The organism is Wolbachia endosymbiont of Bemisia tabaci (genome assembly GCF_003999585.1).
Taxonomy (GTDB): domain Bacteria; phylum Pseudomonadota; class Alphaproteobacteria; order Rickettsiales; family Anaplasmataceae; genus Wolbachia.
The window spans coordinates 351,015-366,497 of record NZ_CP016430.1; the positions used below are offsets into that span (position 1 = coordinate 351,015).

At 33.9% G+C, this 15,483-nt stretch carries 13 protein-coding genes and 3 pseudogenes; 4 read left to right on the forward strand and 12 right to left on the reverse strand.

Going from position 1 to position 15,483, the window contains the following annotated elements:
* From BBB02_RS01585 to BBB02_RS01600, 4 genes and pseudogenes are all read right to left on the reverse strand, one after another.
* Positions 1-619: pseudogene (locus BBB02_RS01585) on the reverse strand (type IV secretion system protein); the annotation flags it as partial.
* A gap of 17 nt (positions 620-636) precedes the next feature.
* A complete protein-coding gene (locus tag BBB02_RS01590) occupies positions 637-3,216 on the reverse strand; it encodes a TrbL/VirB6 family protein (RefSeq protein ID WP_127463753.1) in 2,580 nt (859 codons plus the stop codon).
* The gene (locus BBB02_RS01595; RefSeq protein WP_127463754.1) at positions 3,209-5,614 is read right to left on the reverse strand and encodes a VirB4 family type IV secretion/conjugal transfer ATPase; all 2,406 of its coding nucleotides are present in this window, start codon (positions 5,612-5,614) and stop codon (positions 3,209-3,211) included. The genes BBB02_RS01590 and BBB02_RS01595 overlap by 8 nt, the downstream gene beginning before the upstream one ends.
* A 9-nt stretch (positions 5,615-5,623) precedes the next feature.
* A complete protein-coding gene (locus BBB02_RS01600) occupies positions 5,624-5,917 on the reverse strand; it encodes a type IV secretion system protein VirB3 (protein ID WP_127463755.1) in 294 nt (97 codons plus the stop codon).
* 65 nt (positions 5,918-5,982) lie between these two features.
* On the opposite strand from BBB02_RS01600, the gene BBB02_RS01605 reads away from it, so the two are divergent.
* Positions 5,983-7,560 carry a lysine--tRNA ligase gene (locus BBB02_RS01605; RefSeq protein ID WP_127463756.1) on the forward strand — a complete coding sequence of 526 codons (1,578 nt, stop codon included), beginning with the start codon at positions 5,983-5,985 and terminating at the stop codon, positions 7,558-7,560.
* A 645-nt stretch (positions 7,561-8,205) separates the two neighbouring features.
* Here the strand turns inward: BBB02_RS01605 and BBB02_RS01610 are convergent.
* The 5 genes from BBB02_RS01610 to BBB02_RS01625 all read right to left on the reverse strand — a co-directional run bounded on the left by BBB02_RS01610 (position 8,206) and on the right by BBB02_RS01625 (position 11,852).
* Positions 8,206-9,114: an ankyrin repeat domain-containing protein gene (locus tag BBB02_RS01610; RefSeq protein WP_127463757.1), complete on the reverse strand. Its 909-nt coding sequence runs from the start codon at positions 9,112-9,114 to the stop codon at positions 8,206-8,208.
* Positions 9,090-9,239, reverse strand: coding sequence for a hypothetical protein (locus BBB02_RS06095; protein WP_164741537.1), 150 nt, complete (start codon positions 9,237-9,239; stop codon positions 9,090-9,092). Before BBB02_RS06095 ends, BBB02_RS01610 begins: the two co-directional genes overlap by 25 nt.
* Positions 9,240-9,415: 176 nt before the next feature.
* Positions 9,416-9,994 carry an RlmE family RNA methyltransferase gene (locus tag BBB02_RS01615; protein WP_127463758.1) on the reverse strand — a complete coding sequence of 193 codons (579 nt, stop codon included), beginning with the start codon at positions 9,992-9,994 and terminating at the stop codon, positions 9,416-9,418.
* Positions 9,995-10,069: 75 nt separating this feature from the next.
* Complete coding sequence (locus BBB02_RS01620) at positions 10,070-10,591, reverse strand: PopZ family protein (protein ID WP_127463759.1); 522 nt, start codon at positions 10,589-10,591, stop codon at positions 10,070-10,072.
* Positions 10,592-10,601: 10 nt separating this feature from the next.
* Positions 10,602-11,852, reverse strand: a complete 1,251-nt coding sequence (locus BBB02_RS01625) for a TolC family protein (RefSeq protein WP_179948512.1) — start codon at positions 11,850-11,852, stop codon at positions 10,602-10,604.
* A 104-nt stretch (positions 11,853-11,956) separates the two neighbouring features.
* Between BBB02_RS01625 and rplM the strand changes: the two genes are divergently transcribed.
* The 3 genes from rplM to BBB02_RS01640 all read left to right on the forward strand — a co-directional run bounded on the left by rplM (position 11,957) and on the right by BBB02_RS01640 (position 13,321).
* Entirely contained in the window at positions 11,957-12,415 is a 459-nt protein-coding gene (rplM, locus tag BBB02_RS01630) for a 50S ribosomal protein L13 (RefSeq protein ID WP_017532138.1), read from the forward strand.
* Positions 12,415-12,864, forward strand: coding sequence for a 30S ribosomal protein S9 (gene rpsI, locus BBB02_RS01635; RefSeq protein WP_127463760.1), 450 nt, complete (start codon positions 12,415-12,417; stop codon positions 12,862-12,864). Before rplM ends, rpsI begins: the two co-directional genes overlap by 1 nt.
* Before the next feature lie 145 nt (positions 12,865-13,009).
* Entirely contained in the window at positions 13,010-13,321 is a 312-nt protein-coding gene (locus tag BBB02_RS01640; RefSeq protein ID WP_127463761.1) for an HU family DNA-binding protein, read from the forward strand.
* On the opposite strand, the gene BBB02_RS01645 is transcribed toward BBB02_RS01640, so the two are convergent.
* The 3 genes and pseudogenes from BBB02_RS01645 to BBB02_RS01655 all read right to left on the reverse strand — a co-directional run.
* Positions 13,314-14,021 carry a pyridoxine 5'-phosphate synthase gene (locus BBB02_RS01645; protein WP_127463762.1) on the reverse strand — a complete coding sequence of 236 codons (708 nt, stop codon included), beginning with the start codon at positions 14,019-14,021 and terminating at the stop codon, positions 13,314-13,316. The genes BBB02_RS01640 and BBB02_RS01645 overlap by 8 nt on opposite strands.
* Positions 14,022-14,241: 220 nt before the next feature.
* A pseudogene (gene tnpA / locus BBB02_RS01650) lies at positions 14,242-14,644 on the reverse strand (IS200/IS605 family transposase).
* A gap of 368 nt (positions 14,645-15,012) precedes the next feature.
* Positions 15,013-15,453, reverse strand: a pseudogene (locus BBB02_RS01655) (glutamate--tRNA ligase); the annotation flags it as partial.
* Positions 15,454-15,483: the final 30 nt, after the last annotated feature.

Genomic DNA, 15,483 nt, shown 5'->3' on the forward strand with positions numbered 1-15,483 from the left:
TTATAGAGTTAATAATGTTTTTAATCTCCTTTTCACTTTTATCTTGATCCGATTTTGAAAAATTTGGACCCCAGTACTCTTTTCCATTCAACCATTCTGCGTTACCTGTAATATACTTATTAGGACATATCATGCATTGATCTTCTCTATCCTTATATCCTTTCTCATGCTTTTGACATTCACTTTGATTTAAAACATGTGCAAAATACTCAATCTCTCCTTCACTGCAACTTTCGTCAATTTTTTTATAGGTGATCGTACCATTATCGTTTTCACACATTTTACTCCCAATGACACTAAAGCTTATCGAATCACCCTCTTTAAGCGCAAATGGCAGCTGCACAGAATTTTCCCCAGGTCGAATTGCAAAATCTTGATACTGCTTAGAACAAAAATTAACCTTGTCCTGCACTATATTAATTTCTGTTACTTTTGTTTTATCTGAGATATAGATACCAGAATCAACCCACTTCTGCTCTGTCGACACTACATCTAGTTTCTCGCGCAAGCCTGATAAATCTTCTGGCTTAATACAGTGATGGCACCCAGATAATAAAAAGAGTATCACAAGACTTATGCATAGCTTACCCAAGTTTTGGTTGCTCAAAAGTTCAAACATTTGTTACTCACCTGCTCTCACTTTCCACCTTTTATAGTTTCACTAGAAGAAGATCCCGATCCCTTATTATCATCTCCACCTCCTCCAATAGCCCCTCTTGCCTTATTTACAGCCGCAGCAGCAACTTGACCAGCACCTCCAGCAGCAGCTTTGGCAGCAGATAAAGCTTTATTCACCATTTGTGCAGGAGTGCTACCTGAACCAAGTGCTGCTCTGTGATTACCAGCAAGTTCAGCAGCCATGCCAGGAAGAACGTTTAAAAAGTGGTAAAAGAGGAATAATACTAAACACAATTTTAATAATTCTCCGATTAGAGAGCTGCCAAACTCCATGTATGTAAAGTCGAATAGACCAAGTATGCTGCTCTTTTTAAAGCTATAATTTTGCATCATACATGCGAGAGTAGTTTGATTTTTACCACATTCCCCATCTTGCAATTTAAACCACTGTTTTTTCTTGCTATATGAGATTTCTGCTTGTTTCTTTTCATATGACTTGTCCGGTTGTTCATTTTTATATAACTCGTCCGGTTTAAAATTTAAATTTTTAAAATAGATTTTATCACATGCTATGAACATAAAAGATAGAAATGCAAAGAGGATAACTGGGTATAAACTGTAGGTAATTAACTCTTTTAGCCAACCATCAAAATATCCTTTAGTATGTTGAAACAAAACCATAGGAATGAATAAAGGCGATAAGATGATAATTACACTAAGCGCAACTAAAGATAAGATAAATACATAGCACATCCATAAAATAACCATCATCATCAAAATGGCCATAAATATACAGACAAGAGCTACTAAGATCTGTCCACCAGCGAAAATAATACCAATCACCGAACCTGCAACTAACAAGACAGGAGCAGCGCCAAGCAAAACCGCTAAAGTTGCAACACCTCCAGTACCAATTTTGCCACCAATTCCATCTAAAGGGGCACCTAAATAAAATAAAATTCTGCAATCAAGCCTATCCCAAGGTGCAAGATAACTGTAGGATACCTTCTGCCCTGCACGATCGTATTCATAATCTTTACCTTCCTCATAATTACATATATCTTTACTCTCAGATGAAGCTTTAATCACTATTTCTGATAAGCCGTTCGAAAGTTTTGTTAATTCCCCGTAATAATGAGACATAGTGCTACCTGTCGTAAAGTAAATCACTAAAGCGAATTTAATGATCAACATGTACATTTCTTGCGGACTACGCACTCCACCAGACATAACTTTTATAGAGAACAATATCAAAGCTAAAATTAAGATAGCAGTAACAGTGTTCTTCAGTCTTTTTTGTGCTACAGACAAAAAACTACCCTTAGCATGTCCATTTTTGTCTGTAAGTAAGTTACCACTTGAATCAATACCTGCCACTAAATTATCTAACGACTCCTTAATACATTGCACTATCATAGAAGTTATAGGAATAGGAGATAATGACTTACTTCCCGCTTGATTGTAACAAGCTTCAGAGACATACGAGCTAAAACAGCTTTTATTGTCATAACCTACAAAAATTTTTCCCTCTCCTTTCTTTTCCCTTATAATAGTTTTGTAATCTTTGTCCTTATTTTTAGAATTATTAAGATCTTCCTTATATTCACCTGTACCATCTTTATTTTTGAATATCATCACAGATTTTTCACACATAGGAGCAAGTGGGTAAGGTGGCAATTCTGTGCATCCTATATCAATTCCTTGCGGCCAAGCAGTTCCAGCTGCCCTAACTTCAGCCAATTCCACACATAATCTGCCCATTTTTTTCACTGCTTTGAACGTTGATCCATGTATAGTTTCGCTCTGTCCAGATTTAAGCACTTTACATTCTAGATCGCCATCAACCTTCGGAGACCATGAACCACTTTCATATCCAGTGTCTTTCTCTCTGATATCAAAGTCTATGTATCCATCTTCCCCTCTGAAATTAAAGTCATTCGTCTTGAAAAGATTGCCAAATGTTAAAGGATTGCGATGACATACTTCTATGTATTCACTATATTGCACCCCATTTTTTGGCCAGTAGTAGTGTTCCCTATCAACATTAACAACATCCCAATCAGTAAAGTTTAAAATATCTTTCTCTGTTTGTTTTCCATCTTTTTCTGATCTTTTCTGTAACGCAGAAAAATATTCATCTTCTGTTCGATAATTTTTATCTGTATCACCACTATAACCTGTATCTTTTAGTTTAAAATTTTTATATCTCCCATCATTATCGTATGCAACTGGATGCCTAACAAAACTATGCTGACAAACAATAAGTCCCCCAACTGCCTTCCAGACTCCAACAATTGCACCTATCACTCCAACGATAACAAGAGCAGTAAATAAACCAGCAGAAGAGACAATCAAAACAATACCAGTAGATATTGCACCAATAGCAATTGCTAGCCCAGCAACTGCTGCAGATGTTTCAAACTCCTTACAGTCAGGATTAGAGGCGCGGCTAAAGCTACCAGTAGAATTAAATCTGCTAACAAATTCCGTTTTGTCAGTACCACTTACTGTATCTGCAAACACTGGATACGAGAGCAAAAAATCTATATTTAACAAAAATATCGCAACTAACAGTAATGACAGTTTAGTTTTAAACATTTTTCACCTTTTGATAAAACACAGGCAACCACATCTTTGGATCATCTCCGACTTCTTTCAGTATATCATATAACAATAGAACACTTTCCGCACGTCCAGATAACACGTTGACCACATCATCCAAATCTTTCAGATCTATTCTAGCTACTACAGCATTAACTCCCTGCTTTACTAAAAAGAATCTAGTACTTGGATCTGTGTGTTTGATCAGTATGTACTCACGTTCAGTTAACATAAAAACATCTCGATAGACACTAGTAGCTTTCAGATTTGGCAAAAAAATTTGTGTTGCTGTCTGCTGTACAAGCGTATCACTAATAGCACTTTTACTTGCATCTTCAACACTCTGAGTAGCAAAAACTACAAAAGCATTTAACTTTCTCAGCACTTTCAACCAGTCTTTTATCTTAGGTGCAAAAACTGGATTATCTATTAACGCCCATGCTTCATCAAGAACAATAATAGATGGAGTGCCATCAAGCGATATACTAATCCTATGAAACAAATAAATCAAGACCGGCCCAAGAGCAATAGGATCTTTTAGCAAGCTAGCCATTTCAAAGCCAAACACTCTTGCTTTTGAAAAATCTAGCAAATCTTCTTTATTGTCAAATATTGCAGCATGAGAGCCATCATCATGCCACATAGATATTGCTCCAGCTAGAGTATCAGGGCCCGCAAGTCCTAAAAATGGTACAAGATTTCTCAAAAATCTGTCTTCTTTTTTTAATTTAAAATTTCCCTCAATTGCATCATTAATTCTAGCAATATCTTCTGAAGTGAATTTATCGTTGTACACTAAAATTAAAGATTTTATCCATTCCATCAAAAATGTTTTATTATCAGGAGTATCGTCAAGTTGCAGAGGATTAAAATTTGTCTTAGTTCTTGGTTCTATTATAGTATAGATACCACCAAGTGCTCTTAAAAAAATTTCTGCACCGCGATCTTTATCAAAAAAGAATATTCTTGGAGAAAATTTCATTGCTTGAGCACATAAAAAATTCATTAAAACAGTTTTGCCAGCACCTGTTGGCCCAATTATCATAGTATGTCCAACATCCCTTATATGAAAGTTGAAGAAAAATGGAGTGCCAGATGTTGTATCAAAAACTGTAACAGCATCTCCCCAGTGGTTATTGAATTTTTTACCAGTAGGATAATTATGTTGAGATGCAAAACCGGCCAAATTAAGACTACTTATTGTACCTTTTCTTACTATATAATCAAAATTACCAGGAATTTGCGCCCAAAATGCTGGTTCTAGATTAACCCTCTCACGAACAGGATAAACACCACAATTAGAAAGCTCCGATTCAACCAATGATAAAGCATTGTCCAATGATTTAGGGCTTTTTTCTATACATAAGATAGTTAAATGGTGTTCACCAAACGCAATTTTACCACTCATTGCATCATCAAGCGCATGAGAAATTTCTGCTATTTGAGAAATAGCTTTATCTGCAGATTGTATCATACGATTTTGCTGTATCTGCATTTTCGCAATTGCCATTTGCCTATTTGTAAATTGAAAAGACTGCGTGATAATAAATTCATAAGGAAGTTGTAAAAAAGAATCAAGCATTCCTGCGGAAGTATTATTTCCATATTCTTTGATACTAACTATTCCAGCATATTTACTTTCATTATGAGTCACAACCTGTATCATCTTATGGCCAAAAAATAACCTATGAACTGGTAAGTATCTTGATATTTCAGTTTTTAGTGGAAAAAGCGTATTTGTAACAAAGCCACAATTTACAATTCTAGACAGAAACTCCATTATTTCACAAAACAGCCCGTTCGGAGTTTCTTTTACTCCAAGGACTTTAGGCGAATAATTCCTAAGGCTTGTTACTATACGATTTGTCGTTTCCTCTAAATCTTCATAGGTATCACGCATATCACTTTCCCAAGCATGTTTTGAAGTTACATGCCCAAATTTTTTCAGTAGATGTGATAAAAATTCTACTCCCTTTGTATCTGCCCTACGAATAATCGTAATGTATAAATCATTAATAAAAGATTGCCTAGTTGCGTGTTTTTCTCTCCATTTTAGATTTACATGGTTAGCAAAAAAATTTGGTAAACTCTGGTTTGCAAATTCATCAGAAAAAATATTTTTCTTACGCCTGATAGTATGGAAATATAAACTAAATGCTGGAGATGAAATGCTTCTTAGCATCTGATTTCTGATATTATTTTGTATCACCAAGTCTTCATCATCGGCCGTTTCAAACGCAAAGCCATTTAATTTTATAAATTTAACTAACCAATTCTGCTTTGTTATCAAGGTTGTACTATTCCAATAGCAAGAATAAGGTATAAATTCGGCAGCGTGAACCTCTCTACTTAGAATAGATTTATTCTTTGATTGAATAGCTCTAAATCTCAACATTGCATAACATCAAGTAATGTCATAAGAATTGGCTCCATGATAAAACCGATTTAAACATTTGGAACATTTTCCCAACTTTACCATAAATAACTCAATAAACAACGGTTCCTTTGCAGAAGCTATATAACCAAGTCCATGTACCCCACATAACATCAAGAAAGTTCTAAGATCATTTGTATTAATGAAAATTAGCATGCAAATCAGAACATTTAATATTGCAAACATATAACTCACACCAAAAAGCATCGCAGGTCTTGTAAGACCTTTAAATAATTGATCCGTTTGTATATTACCTGTGGACATACCCTTGATCTTCTAATTAATAGCTCTAACACTAATACTACATCATTAATTAAAAATCTATTGAAATGAATAGCACTTTAGGTAAGATAACCAATTTAACTCTAACGATGACAAACTGGCCATTTCAAGAAGCAGAAAAAATACTACAAGAATTCCCTAATAAAAAAGAGATAATATTTGAGACTGGTTATGGTCCCTCAGGTTTGCCACATATTGGTACTTTTGGGGAAGTTTTTCGTACCACAGTTATTGCAAACGCTCTAAAAAAAATAGCTCCTAGTATAAAAACCAAAATCATTACAGTTTCCGACGATATGGATGGTTTGCGAAAAATACCAGATAATGTACCAAATCAGGAAATGCTAAGAGAGAATCTTAACAAGCCATTAACCATGATACCTGACCCATTTGGCACTCATGAGAGTTATGGTCATCACATGAATTCGTTGTTGTGTAAATTTCTTGATTTGTTTGGATTTGAATACGAATTTAGGAGTGCTACAGAGTGTTATAAATCTGGCGTTTACGATGAAAAACTTTTACTCTTGCTGAAAAATTATGATAAAGTGATGGAAGTAATGCTTCCATCATTTCGGGAAGAAAGGCAGCAGACTTACAGTCCATTCTTGCCGATATGCCCAAAAACTTCCCAAGTTTTACAAGTTCCAGTAATTGAAACAAATACAGATAAAGGAACAATCACGTATGAAGACCCAAACGGGGAAAAAATAGAAGTTCCAGTGACTAAAGGAAAATGTAAACTGCAATGGAAACCTGATTGGGGAATGAGATGGGCTGCATTCGGAGTTAATTATGAAGCTCATGGAAAGGATTTGACTCCATCTGCTGTGCTTTCAAGTCAAATATGTAAAATACTTGGAGAAAAGCCACCGCTTTTGTTTTGCTATGAGTTATTTCTTGATAAAGAAGGAAAGAAGATATCAAAATCAAAAGGAAATGGTATTTCAATTGAGGAGTGGCTAACTTACGCACCCACAGAGAGTTTAGCGTTATACATCTTTCAGAGCCCTAGAAAAGCTAAACGTTTATATTTTGATGTGATACCAAAATCAACTGATGAATATTTGGAGTTTGTTAAGCGTTATAATGATAGTGAAGAAAAGGATGTAAATAGCCCTGTATGGCACATCCACCAGGGTAAAGTTCCAAACGTAGAAACTTCAGGCATAAATTTTTCGTTACTTTTAAACCTGGCAGCAGCTTGTAATGCTGAAAATAAAGAGATTCTTTGGGGTTTTATATCAACTTATGCACCAAACGTTACACCAGAAAGCAACAAAATGCTAGATAGGCTTTCGGATTTTGCAGTTAGGTATTATCACGACTTTATCAAGCCAACAAAAGCGTATAAAGCTTCAAACGAAAAAGAGAAAGAAGCGTTACTAGATTTAAAGAACAACCTACATTCCCTGCCTATTACAGCCACTGCTGAAGAGATTCAATCTCAGGTTTTCTCCATCGGAAAAAAACATAATTACAATAACTTACGCGATTGGTTTCAGTTGCTATATGAAACGCTGCTTGGCCAAAAAACTGGTCCAAGAATGGGATCTTTTATCAAGCTTTATGGGATAGATAATACAATCTCTCTTATAGAAAGTGCTACTGAACGTACACTTTAGGGTTTACCTTCTTCCATTTGAGCTCTCTAGTTTTATTACTTGACAAACCTTCCCACTTTTCTTATTATACTAATAAAGGTATTTATCCTTGTTTTTGGGCTCAACGACAAAATTCAGATGTTTATTGGCAAATTACATAAAATTTTTATTGGCAAATTACATAAAATCATAGCGGCTCCATGTCTTTTTTATTTTTTCTACATTCAGCCAAATCGCGCTTTAAATAAGCGTTAGCATATTATTACAACGCCAATTTACATTATTATAGGGTCAAAACTCGTTACACGGGAATTTTTTTGTCTTTTTTTTATTTAGTAAATTTCTTAATATTTATAACTAAAGTAATTTTAGAGAGCCAGCGCGTGACCGATCTGGTCAGTTTTCTGAATCCCAGTACTGGGATGACAAGAAGAGAGCTGACTTGAATGACACCAAATGGACACTGAGACAGAGGCTACTTGAATAATATTTCACCATGTCATTCCAGCACTTGATGCTGGAATCCAGAAGTTTTTTTGAGCACAAAAGTTATGCTAAGTTTTTCTTGGCAAGAAACCAGTGTCAGCTACTTGAATGAAACTATTTTGGATGAAAATCAGTGTCAGCTACTTGAAAAGGAAGAAGAGACTTCTTCCTTCTACTTAACTACACTGTTGCGCCTAACTCTGAAGAAACTTCTGATTGTACATCAACTCCATTTAGCTGATTACCAGGACTTGACTTTGCTTGTGCAATAGCCTCCTTTAACTCATCACAAGGCTTATACACTTCATATATAATACCACCAGCAACAAGTCCTGTGAGTACAGAAGCAGCCACAGCTATCCCAGCCATAGCACCTACTGATAATGACACACCAATAAAATATGCAGAAGTAACTACTATAGCAGCTACAATAGATGTAATAATAAATATACCAACACCACAGACTATTCCTCTCATAATCGCGTCTTCAGTAGCCATTTCTGCTAGATTTTTGTTACAACGACCTTTTACTAAAGGATCAGCACCTGCTTTTAATAGAGCTCTTACTATCTTGTGATGACTCTCATCAGCAGCAACGTACAAAGGAGTCCGTCCAAGAAATTTATCTGGCAAATTAATATCGTTAGGCCCCTTAGCTAATATAGCCTCTACTATCCCAATTTTGCCTTTCTCAGCAGCAAGATATAACGGAGTTTTTTCACTTTTATCTCGCAAATTAACATCTATACCTTGTGCTGCTAATAGAGCGTTTACTATATTTTCGTTACCTTTTTCAACAGCCAAATGTAAAGGAGTTTTTTCACTTTTATATCGCAAGTTAACATCTATACCTTGTGCTGCTAATAGAGCGTTTACTATATTTTCGTTACCTTTTTCAATAGCCACATGTAAAGGGGTTTTGTCAAATAGATCTCGCGAACTAACATCTATACCTTTTACTGCTAATAGAGCTTTTACTACATTTTCTTGATTATCTATAAGTGCTGTATGTAATAATGTTAATTCTTTTTTGTTATAATCATTATTTTTACTAAATTCATAATTTATATTAAATTTTCCCCCTTCCATTCTTCATAAGTAGATAAGCTTCTTTTTTTTATTTGCTCTTTTATTTTTTCAACTATGTTATTACCATTCAAATCATTTTCACGATTTACTATACTTAATATCTGTTTCAACAATTCTAAATACATATCAAACTCTCCTATAAAAATAATAATATACTTTAATTATTATATACTTAAGTAATAAAGTCAAGGATTTAATTAATTATCATAAATATTTAAATAAGAAACAGGGGCTTTTGTGCGAGCGTTATTAATCTTCAGTTTAATAGGATAAGATTCGTCAACGTTTCTGTAAGTATCTTCTATATAGAAGAGTTGCTACCAATAAATCCTAAGCTGACCAAATACATTTCTGTAGATTCAGATCTACTTGACTTTGGTTTGAAGTATCTTACTGTTTTGAACATTTTTTTTAGCTCATTGCAGAAATCTTTATCAGACTCTCCTTGAAAAATTTTTACTACAAATTTGCCATCATGATTCAAAAAATGCTTTGCAAAATTGAGCGCTGCTTCGCATAAAAGCATAATTCTGATATGATCTAACGATTTTAAACCGCAAGATTCTGGTGCCATATCAGATAAAATTACATCAAATTTGTGATCCTTGAATTTTTCTCTTAAAATTTCAAGTTCGCTGATAATATCACACTGTATACACTCTACTCCACTAATTGCATTTATTGGTTTTATGTCAACAGCAATCACATTCGCTCCTTTCTTAGATGCAACTTGTGACCATCCACCAGGAAAAGCGCCAAGATCAATAATTTTTTGCCCTTGTTGGAGTAGTTTAAATTTATCGTCTATTTCTATTAACTTATATGCCGAGCGCGATCTATAACCGTCCTTATTGGTTTTTTGCACATACTGATCATTCAAATGGCGATGTAGCCACCTTGTTGAAGATAATTTTCTACCTCTAGCTGTTTTTACTCTGGTCTTTATACTAATAACCTACTTATTATTGATTATATCTTTGAGCTCTTTTTCAACTACTTCTTTTACCAATGCATGTAGATATTTATTCAGCCACTCTGAAAGCTGAGGTTTTAAAAGAGATGTAAGTAATTCTTCAACAGTAAGATCTGCTCTTTTTTGTTGTTTATGCCGTAGTTCGCTTTGCATCTTTTCAAGCAATGTTTTAATTTCCTCCATATTTTCTTTTAAAACTAAATGCTCGTTACTTTGTACTTGATGGCTCGCTTTGCTATTATTAATTTGTATATCGTTGTACAAATTTTTCTCTTCTGAGTTGTAACTATGGCTATTAAATAGGTTATTCATTTTCTCACTTTGGCAATTATTCTCTTCTTCACTATTTTCTTTTTCTTCGATGTCTTCTGGGTACTCCTCTTCAAGGCATAATACTTCATCATCTTCATCTATTATTTCTGCTCTATCGCCACTTGGATTTTTACCCGATATAGCTTTTTTTATATCTTCTAGTATATCTTTTACAGATTGATTATCGCTCATACCATTAAATTTAAAGGTTTATACTATTTATCATAAAAAGCAAGTTGTAAACACTAATTACATAATTGCTTTTTGCCTGAATTAGATCGGAACGTGCTTTAAATAGTTCATCTTCAGTATTCAAAAGATCAATTGTGCTCTTTAAATTTAAGTTTACTTCTTGCTTAACTCCTTCCAATGCTAAAGCTGCTGCTTTTTCTGCTTCTTGACTTGCTTTAATAATAGCTTTTGCTGTCAGCACGTTATTCCAAGCATTTATAACTGCTTGTTCTATATTTTTTACTGCTTCGTAATAATCATAAGTGGACTGTTTCGCATCCATTTTAGCTCTACTGACACCAAAGGTATTAACTCCTCTTTTAAAGATCGGAATATCAAGAGTAAAGACAACACTCGCATTCTCTAGTAACGTGTCTAATTTTATATTGTCCTTTCCAAAATTTTTACTTGCGCTTAGATTCAAAGAAGGAAGCCATTTGGAACTTTCAGCAATCACTTCCATTCCAGCAGCCCTTTTTTTATAAATTGCTGCTTTTAGGGATAAGTTATTGGTTTTTGCTAACTGTAAACATTCATTTAATTCTGGTATAGAAGGTAGTTTACCATTAGTCTCATAAAGATTATCGGCATCTTCACCAATTAAATGATAGTAAGCAATATTAGCCAGCTTCAACTCACCTTCAGCATCAACTCTTTTGGATATAGAAGATGAAAATTTTGCTTTTGCGAATAAAACTTCAGCATTAGTAACTTCTCCAAGGGAAAAGCGTTTTTTCATAGCTGACAAATGCTCTAAAGAAACACGCTCTTTATGTTCTCTCAGTTTTAATATTTCTGCCCTTTGTAAAACATTAACATATGCTTTCACAGCGCTGAGTGCAACTTCTTGCTTAGATTGCTGAAATCTAATTTTTGCTGCTTTAAGAAGGTGATTTGATCGGCTGAGTGTAGCAAAAGTGCCGCCACCGTCTATTATTCTTTGACTTAATGTTAGACGTTTTCCAGAGTTTTGTAGATTGTTAATAATATTAAAATTACTATCGAAATTATATTGTAAATTAATGTCAGGTAAAAACCCAGCCAATCCGGAAGACTTAAGCTGCTTTTCAGCGCTCTTATATTGGTAAAATTGAGACTTTATTTTTGAGCTGTTTTTGATAGCTTTGCTTATAGCTTCTTCCAAATCGATTGCACAGCAACCTATGGTACCAAAAGCAATTACAAATATAATAATCAATCGAAACATTTTGCTTTCTAGCATGTTATTTAAGTTATTAGCATAAATTACTTTAATAATCAATAACTAATGTTGTTGACACTATCAGGCAACTTAGTATATCATAATCTACTGTTATGTATTGATATATGAAAACTTTTTTCTTAAAAGAGAAACAAATTGATAAAAAATGGCTTGTTATAGATGCAGAAGGGTTAGTAGTAGGAAGGCTTGCAGCATTTGTAGCAATGCTATTGCGTGGAAAACATAAACCTGAATATACACCTCATATGGACTGTGGTGATAATGTAATCATTGTCAATGCAGAAAAGGTACATTTTACCGGAAAGAAACTTAAAGATAAAATCTATTACAGGCATACAGGTTATTCTGGTGGTTTAAAGAAAACTACTCCAGATAATATTTTAAATGGCAAATTCCCTGAGCGTGTGATAAAAATGGCAGTAAAAAGAATGCTTGATGATGGTCCTATGGCACGTAGACGGTTTGAAAATTTGTATGTTTATTCTGGTTCAGAACATAAGCATCAAGGACAGCAACCTGAAAAAATAGATTTTGCCTCTTTAAATCGTAAAAATAAGAAATAATGGAGCAAAGAGTGAAAATAAATAATAATGATCAGCCAAAAAAGGCAATGATTGACTCACTTGGTCGTTCATATGCCACAGGTCGAAGGAAAGAATCTGTAGCAAGAGTATGGATAAAGCCAGGAAGTGGAAAATTCAGTGTTAATAAAAAAGATGATTTAATTTCTTATTTTAAAAGAGAATCAGTGTGTCAAATGATTAAAGCGCCATTCATAGTAACTTCTATGTTAGATAGGTATGATGTGTTTGCAACTGTAAAAGGTGGAGGACTATCTGGCCAAGCAGGTGCCTTAGCTCATGGAATAAGCAGAGCTTTAAGTAGTATAAGTCAAGATCTACACTCTATATTACGTAAGGGTGGATTCCTAACTAGAGATTCACGTGTTGTTGAGCGTAAGAAATATGGTCAACATAAAGCTCGGAAAAAATGTCAGTTTTCTAAGAGATAATTGTTTCATAATGGTATTTTTTTGTAAATATTATACAAGTTCTTACAAGGGTTCATGACATTTTCTCTTTTTATGACGAATTTAGTTGACTATTGGCATTAGCGTAATATGCTGTTTATGTAATTTTTCAATATTAAGGTAATTTATGAGTAAAGAAGATATAGTAAACCAACTGAGTCAAGAGTGCTCTAGTCAAGGTATAGATATAACAAAAGCTAGTTTGAGTAAGATTCATGATATTTTTATGGAAACAATCAAGGACGATCTAAATCGTAAAGGTGAAATACGTTTGCATGGAATAGGGACATTCTCTACTGCTATAAGTAAGGAAAGACAATGCCGTAATCCTCAAAATGGTGAGATTATGACCGTTCCTGAAAAGAAAAGAGTAAAGTTTAAAGCAAGTCAAACTCTTTTAAGTACTTTAAATGACAAAAAGAAAGTATCAGCTACTTAGATATAGTTATTTTCATCTTTTTAGTTACACTGTGTAAACCATGAAATATAGCCTCACTGATTAAAGAATGGCCTATATTAAGAGCTGAGATGTGAGGTATCTCTTTTATTCTTTTAGCATGTTTATAATTTATGCCATGCCCTACGTGGCATTCTATTCCTAGCTTATTAATGTATTCTGCAGAGTTAGTAATAAGTTTTAATTCTTCTTCTGATGGATTATCACAGTAATCCCCCGTGTGAATTTCTATTATGTCAGGCTTTCTTTCTAGCTTCTCAAGATATTTTAGTTGATTAATATTTGGATCGATAAACAGTGAGACTTTTATGTCAAAGCTGTGCATTTCCTCTATTATACCAGAAAGTTTACTGTGCATATTCAAGATATCCAAGCCACCTTCGGTTGTTAATTCCTCTCTTTTTTCTGGTACTATACAAATCGAATAGGGTTTTACTTCTTTTGCTATTTTGAGCATTTCTTCCGTAGCTGCAATTTCAAGATTCAACTCAGTGCTAATGTTTTGTTTTAGATTGAATACATCCTCATCTCTGATATGCCTTCTGTCTTCTCGTAAGTGTACGGTGATAAAATCTGCTCCAGCATCAATAGCTATTATTGCTGCTTTTAATGGATCTGGATAAGAAGCTCCACGTGCGTTGCGAAGGGTTGCAACGTGATCAATATTAACGCCCAATTTCACAATTTACCTCAAAAATTATTTATAAATTATACATATTATTAGATCTTATGCATGTCATTGTTTAATGCCATAGCTGAAAGACGGAGCTAGCAGTTATACCAATTCTCATTGTTGGCAAGTCAAATAAGAAACATTCAAAATTATTTGATTGTGGAAGTGGAAAGAGAAGTATTCAACCACTATGGATTGAAATCCAAAGATTGAGAGAGAGCATAGAATGCTAACATTCGACTTGAAAGTCACCAAATTTATCTTCTTTTTTAGAGTGATTTTCAATATAATTTTTTATCATTTCGTCAGTTACGTTTCCGCTAATCCTGACAAAGTAGCCTACTACCCATAACCCAGTATCTTTTTCTCAGCTCTGGAAAGTTTTGTTGGATTTTTCTGGAACTTTTTCCTTTTATTAACTGCACTAACTTACTAATACTTAAGTATGGGGGTATAGAAACGTATACATGTTGACGCAACTCTACCTCTCTACTTGATTATCTCTACATACTTCTTGTACAACTTCTTTAGTTTTCTGCCCAATATCTCCAACTAATACTGGATATCGATATTTTGTTATCCACACTATGTGATATATATACAGAGTGACTACTTTTTCTATAATATTCCACATTCTTTCAAATTTTTCACCTTAAAATTATATTCTTGAAAGGATGGTCCAGGGTTTTTCTCCCAAATTTGGGACAATAAAAAAAGGCAAAAAAAGCCCGTATTAACTTTAACAATTTAAAATGATTTTATGTGAAAACCATAGGCACCAATTGTTTTTTTAACTTAAAAATAAAAGTCAAGTATCAGGAATTCTAGACATAAACCCTCCTATGTGAATAAAGAGCTAGCAAAAATAAACTTATGTATTTTTTGCTGAAATTTGATTATTTGGTGAAAAAACCTGCAGGTGAAGATAGATTTTGGATCCTAAAAAACCTTCATTTTCCACTATAATGAAGCTACCAGAGTCTGTCAAGCAATTTTTTATTTAAATTGCTTGCAATCTTTTTATACACTCATCTTTACCAAGAATTACCATGATATCAATGATTCCAGGCGCATCCATTATTCCAGTTATTGGGGCGCGTAATGAGTGGTATATATCGCTCATTTTTATATTATGTAATTTTGAAAATTCCTTAATCTGAGAAGATAAAAAATTCTTATTCCAATCTTCACTACCTACACTCGAAAGAAATGATGCAAGTAATTTAATTACATTGAGGTTAGATTTCACAATTTGCTGAGCTTCTTCACTAAAATCAACTTGAATATAAAATTTTGCTAAGTCCAATAATTCGGTCAGACAGTTTGCTCTTTTTTTCAGCTCTGTCAGTCCCTGCAGTAAATAGCCCTTTTTTTTGTCAGTTAGAGTATTTTCTCTAAGTATTAGAGTCAGAATATCTTCATTGCTCATATTACTAATATAAAAACCATAGGCGCCAGTTGGTTTTTAACT

What these genes read in the sequence shown, in the direction of transcription:
- BBB02_RS01590 (WP_127463753.1), bottom strand. Translation starts at nt 3,216, where the DNA reads ATGTTTAAAACTAAACTGTCATTACTGTTAGTTGCGATATTTTTGTTA.
- BBB02_RS01595 (WP_127463754.1), bottom strand. Translation starts at nt 5,614, where the DNA reads ATGTTGAGATTTAGAGCTATTCAATCAAAGAATAAATCTATTCTAAGT.
- BBB02_RS01600 (WP_127463755.1), bottom strand. Translation starts at nt 5,917, where the DNA reads ATGTCCACAGGTAATATACAAACGGATCAATTATTTAAAGGTCTTACA.
- BBB02_RS01605 (WP_127463756.1), top strand. Translation starts at nt 5,983, where the DNA reads ATGAATAGCACTTTAGGTAAGATAACCAATTTAACTCTAACGATGACA.
- BBB02_RS01610 (WP_127463757.1), bottom strand. Translation starts at nt 9,114, where the DNA reads ATGGAAGGGGGAAAATTTAATATAAATTATGAATTTAGTAAAAATAAT.
- BBB02_RS06095 (WP_164741537.1), bottom strand. Translation starts at nt 9,239, where the DNA reads ATGTATTTAGAATTGTTGAAACAGATATTAAGTATAGTAAATCGTGAA.
- BBB02_RS01620 (WP_127463759.1), bottom strand. Translation starts at nt 10,591, where the DNA reads ATGAGCGATAATCAATCTGTAAAAGATATACTAGAAGATATAAAAAAA.
- BBB02_RS01625 (WP_179948512.1), bottom strand. Translation starts at nt 11,852, where the DNA reads ATGCTAGAAAGCAAAATGTTTCGATTGATTATTATATTTGTAATTGCT.
- rplM (WP_017532138.1), top strand. Translation starts at nt 11,957, where the DNA reads ATGAAAACTTTTTTCTTAAAAGAGAAACAAATTGATAAAAAATGGCTT.
- rpsI (WP_127463760.1), top strand. Translation starts at nt 12,415, where the DNA reads ATGGAGCAAAGAGTGAAAATAAATAATAATGATCAGCCAAAAAAGGCA.
- BBB02_RS01640 (WP_127463761.1), top strand. Translation starts at nt 13,010, where the DNA reads ATGAGTAAAGAAGATATAGTAAACCAACTGAGTCAAGAGTGCTCTAGT.